The organism is Roseateles sp. P2_H4 (assembly GCF_056403315.1).
Genome location: NZ_JBFUFR010000043.1, coordinates 23484 through 45108 on the forward strand (window position 1 = coordinate 23484; position 21625 = coordinate 45108).

A 21625-nucleotide genomic window follows, 5' to 3' on the forward strand; every position below is an offset into this window, starting at 1 on the left:
GACCCGACCTTGCTGCCCGATTCCCGCCTCCGCCGACGCTCGTCCCTGCGCCTCAGCCTGCTGGCCTTGCAGCTGCTGGCCGGGGCGTCGGCCTGGGCGGCCGGCACGCCGCCGGTCGTGCCGACGCCGGCCGAGCTGGCCCGGCCCCTGGAAGTGACTCGCAATGCCGAACTGCCACCCGAGCGCCCGCCGGTGGCGCGCGAACTCGGCAAGCCCGACGACGAACTGAAGATCGACGTCCCCGCCTACAGCTTGGCGCCCGATGCCCCGGCTGCCCTGCGCGAGGCCCTGCCGCGGTTGACGGCGGCCTTCGTCGGCAAGGAGCGTGGCTTCGAGGACCTCGTCAACGCCGCCAACGAGGTGACCCGCTTCCTGCAGCGCGACCTCGGTTACTACCTCGGCTATGCCTACATCCCCGAGCAGGTCTTCGACGGCCAGACGGTGCGCATCGCCGTGCTGGAGGGGCGGCTGGATCGCGTGGTGCTGAACTGGAGCGAGGGCCTGCCGGTCGACCGCGAGATCGTCCAGGCCTATCTCGCGCGCCTGAAGCCGGGCGACGTGCTGACGGTGGACGCCGTCGAGCGCACCGTCTTCCTCATCAACGACCTGCGCGGCATCGTCACACGGGCCGAGGTCAAGGCCGGCTCGACGCCGGGCACCGCCGTCCTGGAGTTCACGCCGCGCGCCGAGGCGCGCTACAGCGGCAGCGTCGACGGCGACCTCAACGGCTCGCATTTCATCGGCCTGCAGCGCCTCGGTGCCCAGGTCATCATGGCCAGCCCGCTGGGCCGCGGCGACGGCCTCTCGGCCTCGGCGCTCAGCTCCGTCAGCCGGGGCCTGATGTTTGCGCTGCTGGGCTACACCAGCCCCATCGGCGCCGACGGCTTCAAGGCTGGCGTCTCGCTGTCGGCGGTGCGCTACCAGCTCGACAAGAAGGAATTCCCCCTCGGCCTGGACGGTACCGGCACGACGCTCAACGTCTTCGCCCTCTACCCCTGGGTGCGCTCGCGCAACCTCAACCTCTTTGCGCTGGGCGCCGTCGACGCCAAGCGCTATGTCGACAACGTCGCGGCGCTGTCGACGAGGAAGCGCGTCGACGATGCCAGCCTCGGCATCAGCGGCGACTTCCGTGACAGCCTGCTGACCGGCAGCGTCAATACCTTCGAGTTCAACCTGGCCCAGGGCCGGCTCAACTTTCCCGCCGGCGCGCCCAGCGGCGGTGACGATGCGGCCAGCTTTCGCAAGGTCGGCTTCACGGCCTCGCGGCTGCAGAACGTCCTCAGCAACCGGTTGCTGGCCTACCTCACGGTGCGCGGGCAGTGGGCGCTGTCCAATCTCGATTCCACCGAGCAGTTCCGCGCCGGCGGCCCGAATGGCGTGCGTGCCTATGCGCCGGGCGAGGGCACGGGCGACAGCGGCGCCGTCGCCAGCCTGGAGCTGCGCTGGCTGCCGCCGTTCAGCCTGTTCGGCAAATGGGCCAGCGAGCTGGTGCTGGCGGCCTTCTACGACGGCGCCTTCATCCAGTACCGCCACGACCCCAACCTCGTCGTGCGCGAGCCCGGCTATGTGAACCGCATCTGGCTGGGCGGCGCCGGCTTGTCGATGGTCTGGGCGCGTGGCAGCGAGTACTCCTTTCGCATGAGCCTGGCGACGCCCACGCACGGCCATACCAGCAGCGAGAGCCAGGCCCGCAAGCTGCGCTTCTACGCGCAAGGGTCTTGGAGCTTCTGAAATGATGCAGCCCCTCGCCCAACCTCGCATCGCTGAACGCGAGCGAGTGCTGTCGGTCCCCCGAGGGGACGCCGATGCTTGCGGCGTCGAGCCGCAAGCACATCGCCAGAGCGGGCCGGCTAGGGAGCGGCCCGCGGGGGTCTTGCGCCGTCTGCAGCCCTTGGCCCTTGCCCTATGCCTCGCGGCCGCCTATCCGGCGGCCCATGCGCTGCCGCAGGGCGCGCAGATCGTGCAGGGCCAGGTCGCACTCAGCCCCGGGCTCATCCAGCAGGGCAGCGACAAGGCCATCGTCAACTGGCAGAGCTTCTCCATCGCCGCGGGCGAGACGCTGCGCATCCAGCAGCCCAGCGTCAACGCGGTGCTGCTCAACCGCGTCGTCGGCGGCGACCCGTCGCTCATCCTCGGCCAGATGCAGGCCAACGGCCGCGTCTTCCTCGTCAACCCGCGCGGCATCGTCTTCGGCCGCGGCTCGCAGGTGGACGCCGGCGGCCTGGTCGCGTCCACGCTGGACCTTTCCGACACCCACTTCCTGGCCGGCAGCTACCGCTTCTCGGCCGGCCCGGTTGCCGGCGCGCTGCAGGCCGACGGCAGCATCAATGCGCCCGGTGGCACGGTCGCCCTCGTGGCACCCCAACTCCATGTCGGCGGCAGCGTCGCGGCGCGGCGCGTCGGCCTGGGTGCGGCCAGCACGGTGCAGGTGGACGTCGAAGGTGATGGCCTCGTTCTCTTCAATCTGCGCAACGACGACGACCGCGACGTCGCACTGAAGTTCAACGGCCGCGTGCAGGCCGAGAGCAGCGCCGAACTGCGCGCCCAGGCCCGCGCCGGCGCGGCCGGCCAGGTGCTGAACATGGACGGCATCGTGCAGGCCCGCGGCTTCAGCCAGCAGGGCGGGCGCATCGTCATCGACGGCGGCACGGCGGGCGACACCCTGGTGAAGGGCCGCCTGGACGCGAGCGGCGACCAGGGCGGCAGCATCACGGTGCTGGGCCAGCGCGTGGGCCTGCTGGACGGCGCCCGGCTGGACGCATCGGGTCGCCTCGGCGGCGGCGACATCCAGGTCGGCGGTGGCTTCCATGGCGAGGGCACGGCGCACAACGCACAGCGCACCTTCGTCGGCGCCGGCGTCGAGTTGCGTGCCGATGCCACCGAACAAGGCGACGGCGGTCGCGTCGCCATCTGGGCCGATCAGCGCACCGACATGCTGGGCCAGGTCTGGGCCCGCGGTGGCCAACTGGGCGGCAACGGCGGCTTTGTCGAGACCTCGGGCCGTGAGCTGCTCAACATGCCGCGCGGCGGCGTGGATGTCAGTGCGCCGCGCGGCCGTGCCGGCCAGTGGCTGCTCGACCCCTACAACCTGACCATCACCGACACCGCCGGCGGCGGCGGCGACGTGACGGGGCCTTCGCCCTTCGAGCCCGCCAACAACAGCGCGGTGCTGGATGTCACCGTGCTCAACAACGCGCTGGCCATCGGCAACGTCATCGTGCAGACCGGCAGCAATGGCAGCCAGGCCGGCAATATCTCCATCGATGGTGACATCCACGCCACCGCCGCCACGAGCTTCAGTCTGATCGCCCAGAACGCGATCAGCTTCACCAGCAACGGCAAGATCCGCGCGACCGGCACGGTGCTCGACGTCAGCCTGCAGGCGGCCAGCGTCGACACCACGGCGGGCACCATCAACACCCACGGTGGCAAGCTGGACGTGAATGCCACCGGCGCGGTCTCGCTGGGCGCCGTGACCAGTGGCGACATGACGGTGACCAGCTCGGGCACCGTCTCGCTGAGCACGGTGCAGAGCGGCAAGCTGACCATCGATGCCAGCGGCGGCAGCGGCAATGTCTCGCTGCCTTCCGGCAGCCTGAGCGGCGCGCTGAGCGTGACGACCGGCGGCGGCAACATCACGCAAGGCGCCACCAGCCTCACGGTCGGCGGCGCCGCCACCCTCAGCTCGGGCGTCGGCAACGTCACTCTCGGCAACCTCAGCCCCACGGGCAAGCTGGACATCAGCACCAGCAGCGGCAACGCCGCGCTGGGCGTGGTCAGCGTCGGCGGCCAGCTCAAGTTCGCCAGCACCAGCGGCTCGTTGGGCCAGACGAGCGCCTTGAGCGTCACGGGCGGTGCCGACATCAACACCGGCGGCACGGTCACGCTGAACAACGCCAGCAACAACCTGGGCGGCACGCTCGACATCAGCGCCGGCGCGACCGATCTGCGCAATGGCGGCGCCAACCCGCTGACGCTGGGCACGCTGAATACCGGCACCCTCAAGGTCCGCACCGGCAGCGGCCTGCTCACGCTGGGCCAGGGCAGCGTCGCGTCGCTGGATGCCGCCACCACGACGAGCGGCAATATCGCGCAGGGCGCCACCAGCCTGGCGGTCGGCGCTGATGCCGTCCTGAGTTCAGGTGCCGGCACCATCACGTTGGGCAACCTGAGTTCCGTCGGCAAGCTGGACCTCGCCACCAGCAGCGGCAATGTGTCGCTGGCGGGCAGCGTGGGCGGCCAGCTCAAGTTCGCCAGCACCAGCGGCGCGCTGAGCCAGACCGGCGCCTTGAGCGTGACGGCTGGTGCCGACCTCAGCACCGGCGGCAACGTCACGCTGAACAACGCCGGCAACAACCTGGGGGGCACGCTCGACATCACGGCCGGCACCACCGATCTGCGCAACGGCGGCGGCAACGACCTGGTGCTGGGCACGCTGAACACCGGCGCGCTGAAGGCCCGCACGGCCAGCGGCCAGCTCACGCTGGGCCAGGGCGGCGTCGCTTCGTTGGACGCGGCCACCACGGCAAACGGCAACATCGTGCAGGGCGCCACCAGCCTGGCAGTCGGCGGCGTCGCCCTCCTCAGCTCGGGGGCGGGCAGCGTCACGCTGGGCAACCTCAGCACCACGGGCAAGCTGGACATTGCCAGCAGCAGCGGCAACGCCGCGCTGGGCGTGGTCAGCGTCGGCGGCCAGCTCAAGTTCGCCAGCACCAGCGGCGCGCTGAGCCAGACCAGCGCCCTGAGCGTGACGGGCGGTGCCGACATCAACACCGGCGGCACGGTCACGCTGAACAACGCCAGCAACAACCTGGGCGGTACGCTCGACATCAGCGCCGGCGCGACCGACCTGCGCAATGGCGGCAGCAACCCGCTGACGCTGGGCACGCTGAACACCGGCACCCTCAAGGTCCGCACCGGCAGCGGCCTGCTCACGCTGGGCCAGGGCAGCGCCGCGTCGCTGGACGCCGCCACCACGGCGGGCGGCAACATCGCGCAGGGTGCCACCAGCCTGGCGGTCGGGGGCGATGCCATCCTCAGCTCGGGCGCAGGCGCCATCACGCTGGGCAACCTGAACCCGACGGGCAAGCTGGACCTCAGCACCAGCAGTGGTGATGTGTCGCTGGCGGGCAGCGTGGGCGGCCAGCTCAAGTTCGCCAGCACCAGCGGCTCGCTGGTCCAGACCGGCGCCTTGAGCGTGACGGCTGGCGCCGACCTCAGCACCGGCGGCAACGTCACGCTGAACAACGCCGGCAACAACCTGGGTGGCTCCCTCGACATCACGGCGGGCACCGTTGACCTGCGCAACGGCGGCGGCAACAACCTGACGCTGGGCACGCTGAACACCGGTGCGCTGAAGGCCCGCACGGCCAGCGGCCAACTCACGCTGGGCCAGGGCAGCGTCGCGTCGCTGGACGCCGCCACCACGGCGGGCGGCCACATCGTGCAGGGCGCGACCGCCCTCGCGGTGGGTGGCGTCGCCCTGCTCAGTTCGGGTGCGGGCAGCGTCACGCTGGGCAATCTCAGCACCACGGGCAATCTGGACATCACCAGCAGCAGCGGCAATGCCGTGCTGGGCGCGATTGGTGTCGGCGGCCAGTTCAAGTTCAGCAGCACCAGCGGCTCGCTGAGCCAGACCGGCGCTTTGAGCGTCACGGGTGGTGCCGACCTCAACACCGGCGGCAATGTCACGCTGAACAACGGCGGCAACAACCTGGGCGGCACGCTGGACATCACGGCCGGTGCCACCGACCTGCGCAATGGCGGCAGCAACCCGCTGACGCTGGGCACGCTGAATACCGGCACGCTGAAGGCGCGCACGGCAAGCGGTCAACTCGATCTGGGCCATGGCAGCGTCGCTTCGGTCGATGCGGCCACCACGGCGGGCGGCAACATCGTGCAGGGGGCGACCCTGCTCGCAGTGGGCGGCGATGCCCTGCTCAGTTCGGGCACCGGCAGCGTCACGCTGGGCAACCTGAGCCCTGTCGGCAAGCTGGACATCAGCACCACGAGTGGCGATGTGACGCTGGGGCCCGGCAGCGTCGGGGGCCAGTTGCTGGTCAGCAGCACGAGCGGCTCACTGGGCCAGACCGGGGGGCTGACCGTCAACGGCACCACCGACATCCATGTCGGCGGAGCCGTCAACCTGAGCGCCGCCAGCAACGTCTGGATCGGTGGCGTCCAGATCACTGGCCAATCGCTGGACCTGAGCTCGGCGGGCAACCTCAGCATCACCGGCCTGACGCTGGCGGCCAACCAGGCCCTGAGCCTGCAGGCCCAGGGCAACCTCAACCTCGGCGCCTCCGTCAATCTCGACACCGGCAGTGCCGACCTGACGCTGGCCAGCGGTGGCAGCTTCAGCGTGCTCGGCACGCTGAACGGCAAGAACATCTCGCTGACGGCCGACACCGGTCTCAGCCTGGGCCACGACGTCACCGCCAGCGGCTGGCTCAAGCTGACGACCAACTCGGGCGGTGTGGCCCAGACCGGTGGCCGCCTCAGCGTCGCCGGCACGACCACGGTCTCGGCCGGCAGCTCGACCATCCTGCTGAACCAGCCGGCCAATCACTTCGGCAATGCGGTCAGCCTCATGGGCGCCGACAGCACGCTGTTCGGCAACAGCGCCCTGACGCTCGGTACATCGAGCACGGGCAATCTCAGCATCACCACTCAGGGCGCCATCACCCAGACCGGCGCGCTGACCGTGGCCGGCACGACGACGCTGAACGCGGGCAGCGCGGTCATCACCCTCGGCGATCCGAACAACGACCTGCAGGGCGATGTCACGGTCACGGGCACGGCCGTCACCTTGACGACGTTGCACGACCTGCGTCTCTTCTCGCTGAACCAGGTGCTGCCCAACCAGGCCCTGGTGCTGGATGCCGGCGGCGTGCTCTACCTGCCCAGCGGCACGGGCGACATCGACACCGGCACCGCCGCCTTGACGCTGTCCAGCCGCAGCGGACCGTTCGCGACCTTCGGTACGCTGCACGGCGGCAACGTCACGCTGCGCGGCCAGTCGGTCACGCTGGGCCATGACATCACCGCCAGCGGCAGCCTCGACGTGCAGAGCACCGGCGGCACGATCAACCAGAGCCTCGGCAGCATCACCGTGCTGGGCGCGAGCAACTTCAACGCCGGTGGCCAGACCATCACGCTGATGGGGGCGAGCAACGACCTGCGGAGCGATGTGACCCTGCGCGGCGGTGACACGCAGCTGACCACCCTGCATGGCGTCGGCCTGGGCCTGGCCAACATCACGGGTAGCCTGGTCGTCCACAGCGGCGGTGCGATCACGCAGACCGCGGCGGGCCTGAACGTCAGCGGCAACGCGAGTTTCAGTGCCGGCGGCGCGGCCATCACGCTGGACGAATCGACCAACAACTGGGGCGGCGCGGTCGGCCTGACCGGCGGCACGGCCAAGCTGCGCGGCGCCGGTGCCGTCGCGCTGGGCAGCGTCAATGTCAATTCGCTGGAGCTTCAGTCCAACGGCGCGGTGAGCCAGAGTTCGGCCCTCGTCATGAGCGGCGCCCTGAAGGTGAATGCCGGCAGCGCGACCATCGACCTCAGCAACAGCGGCAACCAGTTGGGCGGCACGGTCGAGCTGACCGGCGGCACGACGCAACTGCGCACCCTGGGCGCGCTGTCCTTGGGCGCGGTCGGCATCAACGGCAACCTGAGCGCGCAAAGCACCGGCCTGATCAACCAGGTCGCCGGCTCGGTGAGCGTGAGCGGTACCGCCAACTTCAATGCCGGCGGCGCGGCCATCACGCTGGCCAATGTCAGCAACAGCTGGGGCGGCGCGGTCAGCCTGACCGGCGGGGTCAGCCAGCTCAGCGGCAACGGCAATCTCGCGCTCGGCAGCGTCGCCGTCACCTCGCTGGACCTGAAGGCCAGCGGCAATGTGAGCCAGACCTCGGCCCTCAGCATGAGCGGCGCCCTGAAGGTCGACGCGGGCACGGGCGACATCGATCTCAGCCATGCCGGCAACCAGCTGGGCGGCGTCGTCACGCTGAAGGGCGGGGTTGCGCAGGTGCGGACCTCGGCCGGCCTGACCCTGGGCAATATGGCGGTCAGCCAGCTGACCGTGAACGCCTCCGGTCCGCTGAACCTGGGCCAGGGCAATGTGGCCGGCAATCTCGTCGCCCACAGCGGCAATGGCGCCATCAGCCAGACCGGGGCCCTGCACGTGAACGGCGCGGCGGCCTTCACTTCGGGCAGCGGCAACATCACGCTGTCCAACAGCGGCAACCAGCTTCTTGGCGCCCTGAGCCTGACCGGCAATGTGGTGACCATCTTCAACCAGCCCAGCCTGAACTTCGGCACGCTGAGCTTCAACAGCCTGGACGCCACCAGCAACGGCAGCATCGTGCTGGGCAGCGGCACCCTCAGCGGTGCCCTGACCGCCAAGGCCCTGGGCGGCTCCATCACGCAGATCGCCGGTGGCCTGACCGTCGCGGGCAATGCGACGCTGCAGGCCAGCACCGGCATCACGATGACGCAGGCGAATCACCTGAACGGCAGCGTCAACCTGAGTGGTGGTACCAGCTCGATCACGAACGCCGGCAATCTGCGCCTGGGCACGCTGTCCACCGCGGGCCTGACGCTGAGCGTCACGGGCACGCTGGACCTCGGCAGCGGCGCCGTTGGCGGCACGCTGACGGCCGTCAGCAGCGGTGCCATCAGCCAGTCGGGCGCGCTGTCGGTGACCGGCACGACCAACCTGAACGCCGGCAGTGCGCCCATCTCGCTGGGCTCGGCCGGCAACAGCTTCGCCGGCAGCGTGGACCTGCGGGGTGGCGCCACCGTCATCGCCAGCGGCGCGGCGCTGAACCTGGGCAGCCTCAATGTGGCGGGGCTGTCGGCTTCCTCCGGCGGTGGCTTGCGCCTGGGCACGGGGTCGGTGGGCGGCGACCTCAATGCCAGCGGCGCCGGCATCACGCAAGCGTCCGGCGGCCTGAGCGTGGCCGGCGTGTCCACGCTGAACGCCGGCAGCGCCAACATCGATCTCGCCGAGGCGGGCAACGCCTTCACCGGCGCGGTCAGCCTGGTGGGCCGCGACGCGACGCTGGCCAACGGCGGCGCGCTGCACCTGGGCAGCTTCGCGGTGCGCGACCTCAAGGTCAGTGCCGGCGGCGATCTCGACCTGGGCGGCGGCACGGCGAGCGGCGAGCTCACGGCCACCACGCGCGGCAGCAAGATCAGCCAGTCCGCGGTGATGACGGTCAACGGCATCGCCAACTTCGTCGCCGACGGCGGCCAGGCGACGCTGGTGCTGGACCAGTCGGGCAACCAGCTGCTGGGTGGCATCACTATGCGCGGCGTGAACGGAGGCAGCTTCACCGGCGCCAACATCAGCAGCGCGCTGGACCTGAGCTTCAGCGGCGATGTGAAGACGCTGACGCTCAACAGCGGCGGCGTGCTGACGCTGGGCGGCGGCCACAGCACGACGCTGACCGCTGGCGCGGCCAAGGGCATCGTGCTGACCGGGCCGCTGGAGGTCAGCGGCCTGATGACGCTGATCGCCAATGGCGGCACGGCCGTGCCCGTCGACATGGCCAGCAAGGGCGCGGGCAACGACTTCAATCGCGTCGAGCTGAAGGCGCAAGGCGGCGGCAGCTTCGGCCGCGTGCAGCTGCGCGATGGCGATGCCACGCGCCACGACGGCATCCAGGTCAGCGGCGATGCGGCCCAGCTCGACATCACCGCCGCCGGCACGCTGGACCTCGGCGGTGGCAACTATGGCGGCCTGATGGCCGATACCGCCGCGACGGGCGCTGCCATCAAGCAGAGCGGCGCGCTGATCGTGTCGGGCCTGACGACGCTGAAGGCCGGCAGCGGCGACATCACGCTGACCCACCCCGACAACCAGCTGCCCAGCTTCACGATCGCCAGCGCCGGCACCGCCAGCCTGGCCAGCCTGGGCGACTACACCATCAACGCCAGCAGCGTGTCCACGCGGCTCGAACTCGGCGGCGCCGGCGCCATCAGCCTGCTGGGGCCGCTGTCTGGGAATGGCGAGCTCGTCATGAACGGCAGCGGCAGCCTGACGATGACGACGGCGCAGAGCTACAGCGGCGGCACCCGCATCGAATCGGGCACCGTCGTGCTGCAGGGGCCCGCGGCCCAGGCCGGCACGGGCGCCGTGCAACTGGGCGCGGCGGGCCAACTGGACCTGCGCGACGGTGCCGCGATGAGCGCCGATCTGCTGGCCCTGGGCGGCAGCGTGCTGAACAGCTCGGGCAGCGGCACGCTGGCCGGCGCGCTGACGCTGCAGGCCTTCACCCGCTTCCTGCCCGGCGCGGGCGGGCTGACCGTCAGCGGCGCCATCAGCGACGGCGGCGCCGGCTTCGGCCTGGGCTTGGGCGGCAGCGGCACGCTGACGCTGACCGGCAGCAACCACTACAGCGGCGTCACCGACATCAGCGCCGGCACGTTGCGCGCGAACGGCGCGGGGGCGCTGTCGTCGACCAGTGCCGTGCAACTCGCCGCCGGTGCGGTGCTGGCCCTGGGCACGGACCAGACCGCCGGTTCGCTGGCCGGTGCGGGTCGTGTCGAACTCGGCAGCTTCACCCTCGCCACCGGCGCCGATGGCCGCAGCACCAGCTTCGGCGGCAGCCTCGTCGGCAGCGGCGGCCTGACCAAGCTCGGCAGCGGCCGCTTCACGCTGAACGGCGACAGCAGCCACACCGGCACCACGCGCGTGGCCGCCGGCGAGCTCGTCCTCGCCAGTGCGACGGCGCTGAACGGCGTCACGGCCGTGAGCGTGGACAGCGGCGCGACGCTGACGGTGCAGCAGAGCCTCAACCTCGGTTCGCTGGCTGGCGCCGGCACCGTGGACGTGCAGGCGCCCCTGCTCGGCGTCGGCAGCAATGGCAGCAGCACGCGCTGGGACGGCAACATCACCGGCAGCGGCGGCCTGGCCAAGCTGGGCGCGGGCGTCTTCACGCTGGCCGGTCACAACACGCTGGCTGGCGACCTCGCCGGCAAGGCCGGCACGCTGCAGCTCGAAGGTGCCGTCGGCGCGCGGCCCCTGGCCGCCGGCGCGGCAGTCGTGCCCGTCGTGCCGACCACGGCTGGCGTCGACGTGACCGGCGGCGCGACGCTGGAGCTGCTGACCAACATCGACCTCGGCGCGCTCAGCGGCAGCGGCCAGGTGCAGCTCAACACCCACACGCTGGCCGTCGGTGCGAGTGGCCGCAGCAGCCGCTTCGACGGCGTCATGGCCGGCAGCGGTGGCCTCACCAAGGCGGGCAACGGCAGCCTGACGCTGGGCGGCGCCAACCTCTTCACCGGCAGCACGCGGGTGCAGGGCGGCGCACTGGTGCTGGACATGGCGCAGGCACTGGCCGGTGCCAGCGCCCTCGTCATCGAGGCTCCGGGCCAGGTGCAGGCCAATGCCCGCCAGACCGTCGCCTCGCTGAGCGGCAACGGTGCCCTGGTGCTGAATGGCGCCAGCCTGGCCGCCGGTGCCGACGGCGCCGACAGCCGCTTCGACGGGGCGGTGAGCGGCAGTGGCGGCCTCATCAAGCAGGGCGCTGGCACGCTGACGCTGACGGCCGCGCACAGCAACAGCGGCGCCACCGCCATCGAAGCCGGCGTCGTGCAGCTGAGCGGCAACGGCGCCCTGGGTTCGGGCGAGATCCAGAACCAGGGCGAGCTGCGGCTGTCACGCAGCGATGCGCTGGTGCTGGACCAGGCCATCAGCGGCCGCGGCAGCCTCGTCATCACCCAGGGCCAGGTGACGCTGAACAGCGCCGCCAACAACTACAGCGGCGCCACCCAGGTGCTGGGCGGCAGCCTCATCACGACGGCGGCCGAGCGCCTCTCCGATGCCAGCTCGGTGCAGGTCGCCGCCGGCGCCCAGCTGCAGCTGGGGGGCAACGAGACCATCGCCTCGCTGCAGGCGGCCGGCAGCGTGAAGCTGGCCGGCAACCTGACCACCAAGGCCGAGCAGGTCTACACCGGCAGCCTGACGCTGGCCAGTGGCGCCGGCCTGACGCTGTCCGGCACGCTGATCGACGCCAGCCGCAGCAACAACCAGTTCGCCGGCGCCCCGCTGGGCCTGAGCGGCGGCCAGGCCCTGGTGACGGTCAAGGACAGCCTGCAGCTCGGCGACGTGACGCTGTCGAGCGGCGGTCGCATCGAGGCCGATCGCCTGGCCTTGAATGGCAAGCTGCAGCTCAGTGGCGGCAGCCTGGCCCTGGTGGCCAAGGCCGCGCCGGACGACGCCAAGGCCACGCTGCTGGGCACGGCCCAGGTGCCGGTCGCCGGCCAGCCGCTGGCCATCGCCGAGGCCACCGTGCAGCAGGGCAGCGCCAGCACCATCAGCGTGGCCGAGGGCGCCAGGCTGGAGGTGCAGGCCAGCGGCGGCGGCTCGGTGCGCCTGGCCCAGGACGGCAACAGCTTCAAGGGCCAGCTCTCGGTGCTCAGCGGCGCCGGCTTCAACACGGCCTGGGTGCCGAACGCGAAGGGCGCACAGGCCGTGCAGTCCGAGGTGCGCGTGTCCGGCCAGCAGGTGATGGTGGGCGGCAACGGCATCGAGGCCGACCTCGTCTACATCCGCGCCGACCAGCTCGCCAGCGCCGGCGACGCCAAGCTCGTCGCCCGCATGCCCTTCGACGAGATCGTGCTCGGCAAGGCCCTGTCGGCACCTGGCATGACGCTGGAGCTGGCGCCCGGCGCCTTCGGCACGCCCGGCAGCTTCGGCTCCGTCAACGGCCAGCCCATCCAGATCCAGGTCGGCAGCACCGAAACCGGCAACCGAACGACGGGCCCCAACGCCGGCTATGTGGCCGTGCTGCCCAAGGCCGGCGCGCAAGGGTCCACCGCCGTCGTGCTCGTCGGCCCCAAGGTCGGCAGCCAGCCGAGCACGGGCGGCCCGGCCTATCGCTTCTTCCACGATGGGGCCAGTCAGGCAACGGAGATCCCGGTGGTCTATAACGGTGTCTTGCCGCTGACGCCGGCGGCCTCCGGAGCCCTGTCCTCCATCAACGGCGACGCCGAGGACGCCCGCCGTGCCCGCTTCCAGGAGACTGTGCGCACCGAGAACGTGACGGTGCGCCTGCGTTCCGGCGTCATCGCCGAGGTCGGCCCCGGCCGGCCGTCCACCCAGGGCAGCGAAGGCGCGAAACCGCCCGAGCAATGCGATCCCGCATCCCGGCCCGTCCTCAGCTGCAAGTAGTTGGCGCCATGACCCCTCCCGACTCCACCGTCTCCCTGCCCCGCCGCCATCTGTGCGGTTCGCTGCTTGGCGGCCTGGCTGCGCCCTTGCTGCCGATGGCCGAGGCGGTCGCTGCCGAGCCGCTGCCGAGCACCGAGATCCGCCTGGCCCTGCTGCTGGGCAACCGCAACTATCCGCAGCCCTTCGACCTGCCGCCCATCCCGAAGAACCTGCGCGATCTGGAGGCCGTGCTGGAGCGGCGCGGCTTCAAGGTCACGTCGGCGCTGGACCTGGACCTGCCGGCGGCGCGCCGCGCGCTGGAAGTCTTCATCGCCGAAGCCGCCGCCAGCCCGGCGGATGCGACCGTGTTCTTCTACTTCAGCGGTCATGGCGTGCAGGTCGATGCGTCCAACCTGCTGCTGCCTGCCGGCCTCAACCCTTCCGCCAAGGGCGAGCTGCTGCAGACCGGCAGCGTGCAGCTGCTGACCGACGTGGTGCGCCGCCTGCCACCGCGCCGCGACGGCATGGTCATCGCCGTCGTCGACGCCTGCCGCACCGGCCTGCGCGCCGGTGAGCTGGTGGGCCTGAACCAGGTCGAGGCGCCCCCGGGCTGCCTCATCACGTTCTCCACCGGCGCCGGCAAGCCGGCCATCGCGCCGGCCGTCGAGACGCAGAACACCTTCTACACGGGGTCCCTCGTCAAGCTGATGGGCAGCGTGTCCGACCAGACGACCTTCCCCGAGCTGATGCAGCTGGTGCGCAGCGATGTGCGCGAGACCATGCTCAACCATCCCGTGGCCGCCATCCGCCAGCTGGCCCAGGACCCCTTCATCGCCGACCACACCCGCGTGCGCTTGAACGTGGAGCCCAAGCGCGCCGGCGCGCCCGCGCCGGCCGTGCCCGACATCGACGAGGAAGCCGAGCTGAAGAGGCTGGAGAAGCTGGCCTGGCCGGCCGAGGTGCTGCAGGTGGCCGAGGCCTTCCTGAAGGCCAAGCCCGAGAGCCCCTTTGCACCCGGCGTGCAGGTGGCCCGGGACGGCGCCCGCAGCGCCCTCAAGGCCTTGCAGCGCAACGATGTGCGCCTGTATCGCGCGGCCTTCGCCTTCAGTGACGACATGCCTGCCGAGCAGCGCCAGGACCTGCTGCGCTGTGGCCGCGGCGACAAGGACGCGGCGGCCCGCATGGGCTGGCGCTTCCGTGGCGGCGGCAGTGGTGCCAGCTTTGGCAGTGGCTACGGCGGCGGCGCGTCAGCCACGCAGTCGCGCTACGAGGGCTGGATGCAGTTCGCCGTGGCCCTGGGCAACGGCATTGCCAGCTATGAGCTGGCCCTGCATTTCCGCAGCACCGGCCAGCCGCTGCTGGCCTCGCAGTTCGAGGCGCGCGCGCGCGACCTGGGCTACACGCCGCCGCCGGATCTGGACAACGTGCGCAAGTAGTATGGAAGTGGGGCAGCCGGAGAGGCGGCAGCGCCCGCTCCGGGGTCCGCCGCGCGCAGCTGCTAGGCGGTCAGATACTCCTTGAGCGGGAAGCGCTGGCTCAGCATGCTCTTCCAGTCCGATCCGGACTTGAGGTTCTCCCAGATGCGCCCGTCGCCGAGCATTTGCTTCTGGCTTTTGATAACAGCTTGGAGGGCGCTCAGGATGTCCTTCTGCTCATGTCTGACCTTGCCTTCTTTGCGGAAGGTGTCGCGCAAGACCTCAAGGTGGTTGAGCGAGATGTTGAAGTCGTCGTCGTTGCCACTCTTGCCACCGTACAGACTTACGGCCTCCTCGTACTTTTTCTGCTCGAACAGTTGCAGCGTGTGCGCGGCGGGCCAGATCTGCGCCTTCTCGGCATATTTCTTGAACAGCGCCGCCGCGTCCTTATCCTGCATGACCGGGTCTATGCCTGTCATGCTGGAGTTGAACTTTTGTCGGTTGACCAAGGCCACCGCCGCGAGCTTGGCGAGATGGGCATAGTCGTCGGCGCGCTTCTTGTACTCGTTGATGCCCATCAGCGTTTCCTTCTGGGCCTTGGGGTCGCACTTCTTGCTGGCCTTGGTCAACACCTCGGAGAGCTTGTGCGCGGTCATCGAGGCCTTGGCGGCCTCCTCCGGTTTCATGCTCGCGAACGCGCCCTTGCAGTTCTTCTGCCACTCGTCCAGCGCCGCCTCGACGCCGCACCCCTTGGTCTTGTCAGAAGGGTCGGCATCCAGCCATTCCTTCTTGGTCCACAGCTTGGGCTTGAATCCGGCTTTCATCTTTGAGGTCCCTTTTGAAGTTGCAGTTGAGGGCAAATAGGGGCGGGCATTGCGCCCCGCCATCGTGCTGGAGACCCGCGAGCGGGCCGCCATAGATCAGGGGCGGCAGGAGTTCCAGGGCGGCTGGATGGTGTTTCCAGGTTCTGGGCGATGTCGCCCGGCGAGGTCTTGCACAGGGCGTGGAGCTTCTTGTCCCCGGCCTTGGGCTTCTCCTCGATCAGGCACAGCGGCAGACCCTTGGCCTTCCAATTCGTTTCGGTGAGCAGGGCGTCCATACGGTCTCCCTTTCAGGGCTTCAGCCCAATGATTTCAACAAGGCGTCAAGATCGATGTCCATACTGTCATCAGACGATGCGGCGCTGTCGCTTGCGACATCGGCATCGCCTGAAGAAGAGCTGTCGTCGCCGCCCAGGCCGGCCAGCAGCGCGTCGAGATCGCTGCCGGAGCCACCCAGGCCGGCCAGCAGGTCGTCGGTATCGCTGCTGTCGTCACCCGAACCGGGCGCATCGTCATCGCCGGCCGCCGCACGCCGTGAGCTACTGCGCTCTTCGGGCTCGGCGAGCTTGGACTTGACGCTCATCTCGATGCCCGCGCGCGCGCCTGCCTTGGACGCCGCACCTGCAGCTGCGATACCGGTCAGACCCGACAGTCGCACGCTGGGTTCGCCCTTGTGGGCCACCAGTGCGCCGATGCCCCAGCTGCTCAGTGCCGCCACTGCAGTCGTCGACATGAAGCGTTCGGTGCAGGGCAGGGCCGTGCTGTCGCCGTCGGCATCGACGTAGAAGTGGAACGGCAGGTCGGTCACCGTCGGCGTGCCGCCTTGACCGGCCAACGCGGTGAGCGCAAGCAGTGCAGGGTGCCCCCACAGCATGCCGCCCAGGCCATCGGCCATCGTGAACTCTTCGAAGGCGAATGACGAGATCGGGTCGCTGCGCTTGCCATAGGGGTGGCGCAGCAGGAAGCGCGGGCCCAGCAGCACGAGGCGCTTGGCCTCGGGCAGCGCCTTCAGTGCCTCCAGGGCTTCGGCTACCAGCGGATGAGGCGGCTTCTTGGGGTTGGCGAGATCGTCCACCGCCATCGCGGTGAAGAAGCTCGCGCCGGCGGCGTTGGCGATCTTGGCCATGCGGCCCAGCAGCTCGGTGTGCGGCGGCGTGGCCTCGAACTGGTAGAGGCCGGCGATGTAGGTGTAGCCGCCATCCTTGGACTGGCTGGGCTGATCGACGAGCAGGCGGTACAGGCCGCTGTTGGTCAGGTCGTCATCGGCGCTCAGGTCGGCGGCAAACTCTTCGGCGCTGATGTCGATGAGGTGGACCTGCAGCATCGGCCCGGTCTCCACGCGGCGCAACAGGAAGTCCACGCCGCGCCACAACGACTCGGTGGTTTGGAAGTCGGGCTGATGCAGCACGGCGCGCATGCCGTCGGCGATTGCCGCGTCCAGCGTGTTCAAGAGACCCGCCTTCTCGGGCTTGGCCGACAGCACGACGAAGGGGCCGATGACATCGCGCAGAAGCGCGTCGATGCCGCCACCGCTCGCGGGCACGCTCGCGCGTCCGGTCAGGCGGGCGAAGTCGTCCAGCTTGGCGCCGGCCGATGGCGCAGCACCGCGGGCGCGCACGCCGCGGCCGGCGCGCGAAGCCTTCTTCTTCGTGCCGCTGAGCTTGGCGACCTCCGCCGCGGCCTTCTCGAACGTGGCCGTGTTGTTGAGGCGCTTGCGCAGATCGCCCAGCTTCTTGAAGAGGTCCAACTCGCGGAACAGCGTGTCCGGGTGGAATGACTCCAGGTCGCTGAGCGCGATCTCGACGGGGGCACCGTGGGCACCGATGGGCAGGCTCAGCGTGATGTCCTGCTGGCCCAGCCAGTCTTCCAGGGAGTCGAACTCGACGCTGCGTGGTTTGCGGCGCGCCAGGTCGTCGCCGCTGTCCAGGCGGCCGGCCGCGGCGCCCGCGCCGAAGTCACCCAGCAGTGCCACGCGCACCGGGCGCTTGGCCGCCCAGCTGGGCGGCGTGGTGTCGAGGTCGCCGTAGTTCGGGGTCCAGTCGCTGTGGGGCATGGGGCTACTCAGTGAGGTCGAAAGAGGGCAGCGAACGCAGCGCCGCTGGGCAGGGCGGGCTGCACGCTGGGATCGGTGCTGTCGTGCAGCCACAGGGAGCAGCCTTGCAGGCCGTCCCACGCGGCCTGGCTGAGCAGCCCGGCCAACGCGGCGGGCACGGCGGCTTCGGCAGCGTGCAGAGCCGGCAGAGGCACGTTGGCGAGGGCCGCGTCCAGGGCCTCGGCGCTCCAGTCGTCTTGCAGGGCCTGGACGGCGATCTCTTCCAACTGCCCCGCCCACTGCCAGAGCGCCGCGACCTGGGCGCCGTCGACCGGTCGCGGCAGCGGCGCGCTGACGACGACGAGAGGGAAGTAGCGGCCCACGCGGTCCACCGACGGCACGAGCACGCCGACGCGCAGGCCTTCGCCCGAGCCCCCATTTGCGGATTCGGGCAGGCAGCCCGGCAGCAGCGCGAAGCGCCAGGCCGGGCTGGCGAGGTAGTCGTTCAGCCAGGTGTCCGGTGCGTCCACGCGCAGCTGGTGCAGGCCGGCGGCCAGCCAGCCGTCCCATTGCGCGATCCACTCGGGCGTGAGGCGGCGCGAAGCAAAGTCACCGAGTGCTGGCAACTTGCCGTACCAACCCGCGACCGCACTCACAGCGCCCCCGGGCAGCGGAACTGCTGCAGCTCGCGCAGCCGGAAGGGGTTGAAGACGCTGCTGGCCGTCACTTCCAGGCGGGCGCGGTGGCCATCCAGGTTGATGACGACGACGAAGCGCTCGGGCTGCTGGGGCGAGCCCTGCACCTCGAAGCGGTCGAAGAGGCGGAACAGCGCCCAGGGGCCATCGAAGGTGATGGGTGTGCCACCGGGCTGGCCGCTGAGCTTGATCTGCGAGCTCAAGCGCGCGCCCGGCCATTGCAGGCTGACGGCCTGGTTGCTGCCGGCGGTGAACTTGCTGACCTGGCCGTCGATGTCCAGCGTCAACTCCTTCAGGCCGTCGTTCAGCTCCAGCACGCGCACGTCGACGCGGAAGGCCGGGGCCTTGCCGCCGCCGCGGAAGAAGACCTCGCGAATACGGGTGGCGCGCTGGAAGTCGGCCAGGGCCGCCGGCGAGACCGGCTTGCTGCCGTCCCCCGTGGGCCGGAAGCTCCAGGGGTTGGTGCCGACGTCCACCAGCGGGCTGAGCTTGCGCGTGAAGAAGTCGTCCATCATGCCGCCGGGGGCGAAGAACTGGCCGAAGTCCTCGGGCAGCACGTCGACCTTGGAGCCTTGCGCCACCGGATAGCGGCCGGCGATGGCGCGCGAGCAGAACTCGCTGACGGGCTGCAGCTCGCCGGTCAGGCTCTGGCGCTCGACGAGGCGGCTCTGGTTGTCCGATGCCTCGGCCAGCGCCTCCAGTGCGCCGCGCAGTGGCTCGGGCTGCTGGCCGGCGGCGGCCTTGAGCTTGCCGCCACCGCCACCGGCGGGCGGCGGCGATTTGCTCTTCAAGGCTTCCTGCACGGCGCTGAGCTGCACATAGACCTCGTTGAACATCTTCATCACGTCGTCCAGCGGCGGCGGCGTGCCGGTCACCAGGCGGCGCAGCGCGGCGAAGTGGTCGTCGACGATCTTCTCCAGCGGGCCGTCGCGTGAGATGGACGTCGGCGCCTTGGCCTGGTTGCCGGCCAGGCGGGCCAGCTCACCGCCCTTGGCGAAGACGGCATCGTCGGCGCGCTTGTTGAGTTCCTTGTTGATGCTGTTGTCGTTCGTGACCGGGTCGATCAGCGTCGTCTCCCTGGACGCGGCGCGCAGGAAGGCGGCCAGCGGCGAGTCCACCGCCGACACCAGGCGCGACACGGCGATGCCGCGGTCCAGGCCGTTGAGCTTCACGAGGCGCACGTCGGCGAGGTAGTTGTCCCAGACCTTGACGTATTCCTCCAGGTAGAGGCGGCGCACGCGCTCGACCAGGGTCTTGTCCGCCGCCTGGCGCTTGGCCGTCGCGGGGTTGGTGCCCAGCACCCATTCCTCTTCCTCGGCGAGCTGCTTGGCGGTCTTGTCCACCGAGGTCTGGAAGGCCTTCTTGTAGCCGTCCTTGGTGAACATGCCCGGGATGCCCTGGGTCAGCGGCAGGCCGCTGGCACGCACGAAGACGTTGGGGCTCTGCGGGCCGGCGGCGGCGGCCACCGTGAAGGGCGGCAGGTCGCCGTCGATCTGGGCGCGGCGCAGGCGGCTGAAGATGCGGTACTCGAGCGGGTAGGCGCCCAGCATCTCGCGCACGCTGGCCACCAGCGTCTTGTCCATCGGCTGGGCCACCTCGAAGGCACCGCGCGACAGCAGCGCGTCGAGGTGGTTCTTCAAGAGCGCCACCTTCTCGGCGCCGAGGCTGCCTTCGAGGTTGGCGTCCCAGTCCAGGCCCACCCAGGCCTGCAGGCCCGGCTTGTCCAGATGCTCGGGTGTGTAGAGCATCAGATAGGCCTTGAGCGACTCGTAGGCGAACTCAAGGTTGTCGCGGTTGGCGGTGCGCAGCCTCTCCTCCAGGCGCGCCGCGACGCGCGGCGCCAGGCCGCGCTGCAGCAGGCGGTGGTAGGAGACCTGGGCGCCGGCGTCGAGCTTGTCACCCTGGAAGAGGCCGAAGCCCAGCGACAGTGGCGGGTCGTTCAGCGCGAAACCCGGGGGCTGGGCCGCGTCGCGGATGGCGGCCAGGGCTTCGGGCAGGGCGGAGGGGTCGCTGCCGCTGGTGGGCGGCAGGGCGGTGATGGTGTCCTTCAGCGCCGGCAGCTTGGCCTCGATGTCGGCGATGTAGCGCTGGTTGCCGAAATAGCTGAAGCCCCAGCCGACCACCAGCGTCAGCGTGACGAGGGCCAGCGTGACGAAGCCTGCCAGACGTAGGCGCGCGCTGCGGCGCTCGACCTGGGCGTTCTGCCCCACCAGGCCTTGCTCGACGAAGACGACCTTGCGCAGCAGGTGGTTGAGGAAATAGCTGCGGCCCTTGGCGGCGGCCGGTGGCGTCAGGCGCCGCTCGACGCCGAAGGTGCGGGCCAGTGCGCCCAGCACGCGGTCGATGGGCGTGCCTTCCTGCGTGCCGCTGGTGAAGTAGATGCCGCGCAGGCGCGGGGATTCATCCAGCGCGCCGCTGCCACCGAAGACGGTTTCCAGGTAGCCGCCCAGCAGGCCCTTGAGGCCGCCGAACTGCTGCGGGAAGGCGAAGATGGTGGCGCGCTTGAGGGTGTCGCTCTCGGCCTCCATGCGCTCGATGAGGCGCTCGCGCAGGCGCTTCTCCAGCGACGCGAACTCGCTGCCGAAATTGGCCAGCGTGGCCTCGCCGGGTGCCATCGCCACCGGGAAGCTGAAGCCGAAGACCTGGTCTCTGTCCTCCTTGCCCATCGGGCCGAAGGTCTCGTTGAAGCCGGCCAGCAGGTCGCACTTGGTGACCATCACATAGACCGGTGCGCGCACGCCCAGGCGCTGCTGCAGCTCCTGCATGCGGCCGCGCATGCGCGAGGCCTGCTCCTTGCGCTGCTCGGGCGGCAGGGCCAGCAGGTCCTGCACGCTGATGGTCAGCAGCACGCCGTTGATGGGGCGGCGCGGGCGCGCCTTGCGCAGCAGGTCGAGGAAGGTGTTCCAGGCCGATGCGTCGGTCTCCTTGTCGGAGTCCTGCGTCGCGTAGCGGCCGGCGGTGTCGATGAGGACGGCCTCGTCGCTGAACCACCATTCGCAGTTGCGCGTGCCGCCGACGCCGCGCACGCTGGCCTGGCCGAGCTTCTCCGTCAGCGGGAAGTTCAGGCCGGCATTCAGCAGCGCCGTCGTCTTGCCCGAGCCCGGCGCGCCAACGAAGACATACCAGGGCAGGTCATAGAGCGAGTTGCCGCCGAACAGGCCCTTCTTGGTGCCCGGTGCCTTCTTCAGCAACGTCAGGGCCTGAGTGARGCGCTCCTGCAGCACCGCCTCTTCCTTGGCAGAGGCCGAGGGGCCGCCGCCCATGCCCTTGACGAGGGCGGCATTGATGCGGCGGCGGCGCATCTGCGTCCAGACCAGGCGCAGGCCGCCCAGCAGCCAGACGACGGCCAGCGCGATCCAGCGCGCGAAGCTGGTGTCCAGCGGACGGTGCTCGCCAAAGGCGATCAGCGGGCCGACCCACCAGACCAGGGCCGAGATGACGAGCAGGCCGAAGATCCCGAGGGTGATCGGGTGGAACAGGATGGACAGGAATTTCTTCAT

Annotated in this window: 8 protein-coding genes; 3 read left to right on the top strand and 5 right to left on the bottom strand. The window is 70.3% G+C overall.

What is annotated here, in order from left to right; genetic code table 11:
• Positions 1–9 precede the first annotated feature (9 nt).
• The 3 genes from AC1DW3_RS25345 (at position 10) to AC1DW3_RS25355 (ending at position 14598) form a co-directional block, all read left to right on the top strand.
• Positions 10–1731 carry a ShlB/FhaC/HecB family hemolysin secretion/activation protein gene (locus AC1DW3_RS25345; RefSeq protein ID WP_477936092.1) on the top strand — a complete coding sequence of 574 codons (1722 nt, stop codon included), beginning with the start codon at positions 10–12 and terminating at the stop codon, positions 1729–1731.
• A gap of 160 nt (positions 1732–1891) precedes the next feature.
• Positions 1892–13183 carry a two-partner secretion domain-containing protein gene (locus AC1DW3_RS25350; RefSeq protein WP_477936094.1) on the top strand — a complete coding sequence of 3764 codons (11292 nt, stop codon included), beginning with the start codon at positions 1892–1894 and terminating at the stop codon, positions 13181–13183.
• An 8-nt stretch (positions 13184–13191) separates the two neighbouring features.
• Positions 13192–14598, top strand: coding sequence for a caspase family protein (locus AC1DW3_RS25355; protein WP_477936095.1), 1407 nt, complete (start codon positions 13192–13194; stop codon positions 14596–14598).
• A gap of 62 nt (positions 14599–14660) precedes the next feature.
• On the opposite strand, the gene AC1DW3_RS25360 is transcribed toward AC1DW3_RS25355, so the two are convergent.
• Genes AC1DW3_RS25360 through tssM form a run of 5 tightly spaced genes read right to left on the bottom strand, consistent with a single transcriptional unit; the run spans position 14661 to position 21625 of the window.
• Entirely contained in the window at positions 14661–15401 is a 741-nt protein-coding gene (locus AC1DW3_RS25360) for a hypothetical protein (RefSeq protein WP_477936097.1), read from the bottom strand.
• Entirely contained in the window at positions 15398–15676 is a 279-nt protein-coding gene (locus AC1DW3_RS25365) for a hypothetical protein (RefSeq protein ID WP_477936099.1), read from the bottom strand. The genes AC1DW3_RS25360 and AC1DW3_RS25365 overlap by 4 nt, the downstream gene beginning before the upstream one ends.
• A 20-nt stretch (positions 15677–15696) precedes the next feature.
• Positions 15697–17451: a type VI secretion system contractile sheath domain-containing protein gene (locus AC1DW3_RS25370; protein WP_477936101.1), complete on the bottom strand. Its 1755-nt coding sequence runs from the start codon at positions 17449–17451 to the stop codon at positions 15697–15699.
• A gap of 8 nt (positions 17452–17459) precedes the next feature.
• Positions 17460–18086 (bottom strand): type VI secretion system-associated protein TagF, encoded by a 627-nt coding sequence (tagF, locus tag AC1DW3_RS25375; protein WP_477936103.1) that lies wholly within the window; start codon positions 18084–18086, stop codon positions 17460–17462.
• Positions 18083–21625: a type VI secretion system membrane subunit TssM gene (gene tssM / locus AC1DW3_RS25380; RefSeq protein WP_477936105.1), complete on the bottom strand. Its 3543-nt coding sequence runs from the start codon at positions 21623–21625 to the stop codon at positions 18083–18085. The genes tagF and tssM overlap by 4 nt, the downstream gene beginning before the upstream one ends.

Coding starts and splice junctions, on each gene's coding strand:
- AC1DW3_RS25355 (WP_477936095.1), top strand. CDS start 13,192: ATGACCCCTCCCGACTCCACCGTCTCCCTGCCCCGCCGCCATCTGTGC.
- AC1DW3_RS25360 (WP_477936097.1), bottom strand. CDS start 15,401: ATGAAAGCCGGATTCAAGCCCAAGCTGTGGACCAAGAAGGAATGGCTG.
- AC1DW3_RS25365 (WP_477936099.1), bottom strand. CDS start 15,676: ATGGACGCCCTGCTCACCGAAACGAATTGGAAGGCCAAGGGTCTGCCG.
- AC1DW3_RS25370 (WP_477936101.1), bottom strand. CDS start 17,451: ATGCCCCACAGCGACTGGACCCCGAACTACGGCGACCTCGACACCACG.